Below are 1,739 nucleotides of genomic sequence, written 5' to 3' on the forward strand. Positions count from 1 at the left end.
GTCAAAGTATAAGCACCAGGACAAGAACCCGCAGTCGTTACTTCGTTGAATGTTACGTTAGCCGCACCACAGTTATCAGTAGCCGTTAAAGTTACTGCTGCAGGCACGTTAGAACACTCAGCTGTTACATCAGCAGGTAACGCCTCTACGAAGGTTGGGTTAGTGGTATCTTGAACCGTTACGGTTTGAACGTGTGTTGTAGTGTTACCACAAGCATCCGTTGCAGTCCATGTACGAGTCAAAGTATAAGCACCAGGACAAGAACCCGCAGTCGTTACTTCGTTGAATGTTACGTTAGCCGCTCCACAGTTATCAGTAGCGGTTAAGGTTACTGCTGCAGGCACGTTAGAACACTCAGCTGTTACATCAGCAGGTAATGCCTCTACGAAGGTTGGGTTAGTGGTATCTTGAACCGTTACGGTTTGAACGTGTGTTGTCGTGTTACCACAAGCATCCGTTGCAGTCCATGTACGTGTCAAGGTATAAGCACCTGGACAAGAACCCGCAGTCGTTACTTCGTTGAACGTTACGTTAGCCGCACCACAGTTATCGGTAGCCGTTAAAGTTACCGCTGCAGGAACGTTAGAACACTCAGCCGTTACATCAGCAGGTAGATTTTCTACGAAGGTTGGATCAATGGTATCTTGAATAGAGAACGTAGCACTAGTTGTAGCGATATTTCCACAAGCATCAGTTGCGGTAAATATAACAGTTACAGCAGCAGAACAATCATTCGCCATAGCATTGAAGTTATTAGACCAAATTACATCACCACAATTATCAGTAGCACTAGCACCACCTTGGCTATTCAACCAGTTTTGTAATGCAGTCGTATTTCCTGAGCCATCACATTCTACATTCAAGTTAGAAGCTTGCGTGATGATTTGTGGTATTGTTGTATCTTGAACCGTTACGGTTTGAACGTGTGTTGTAGTGTTACCACAAGCATCCGTTGCAGTCCATGTACGTGTCAAAGTATAAGCACCCGGACAAGAACCCGCAGTCGTTACTTCGTTGAACGTTACGTTAGCCGCACCACAGTTATCAGTAGCCGTTAAAGTTACTGCTGCAGGCACGTTAGAACACTCAGCCGTTACATCAGCAGGTAATGCCTCTACGAAAGTTGGGTTAGTGGTATCTTGAACCGTTACGGTTTGAACGTGTGTTGTCGTGTTACCACAAGCATCCGTTGCAGTCCATGTACGTGTCAAGGTATAAGCACCAGGACAAGAACCCGCAGTCGTTACTTCGTTGAATGTTACGTTAGCTGCTCCACAGTTATCAGTAGCCGTTAAAGTTACTGCTGCAGGCACGTTAGAACACTCAGCTGTTACATCAGCAGGTAACGCCTCTACGAAGGTTGGGTTAGTGGTATCTTGAACCGTTATGGTTTGAACGTGTGTTGTCGTGTTACCACAAGCATCCGTTGCAGTCCATGTACGTGTCAAGGTATAAGCACCAGGACAAGAACCCGCAGTCGTTACTTCGTTGAATGTTACGTTAGCTGCACCACAGTTATCAGTAGCCGTTAAAGTTACTGCTGCAGGCACGTTAGAACACTCAGCCGTTACATCAGCAGGTAATGCCTCTACGAAGGTTGGGTTAGTGGTATCTTGAACCGTTACGGTTTGAACGTGTGTTGTAGTGTTACCACAAGCATCCGTTGCAGTCCATGTACGAGTCAAAGTGTAAGCACCAGGACAAGAACCCGCAGTCGTTACTTCGTTGAACGTTACGTT

The 1,739-nt window shown here is 46.2% G+C and carries 1 protein-coding gene; it reads right to left on the reverse strand.

Going from position 1 to position 1,739, the window contains the following annotated elements; translation table 11 throughout:
• On the reverse strand, positions 1-1,739 hold a 1,739-nt coding region (locus tag BUC17_RS14125; protein WP_449403966.1), incomplete at both ends, for an HYR-like domain-containing protein.

The sequence above is a fragment of the Flavobacterium fontis genome (assembly GCF_900129405.1).
Taxonomy (GTDB): domain Bacteria; phylum Bacteroidota; class Bacteroidia; order Flavobacteriales; family Flavobacteriaceae; genus Flavobacterium; species Flavobacterium fontis.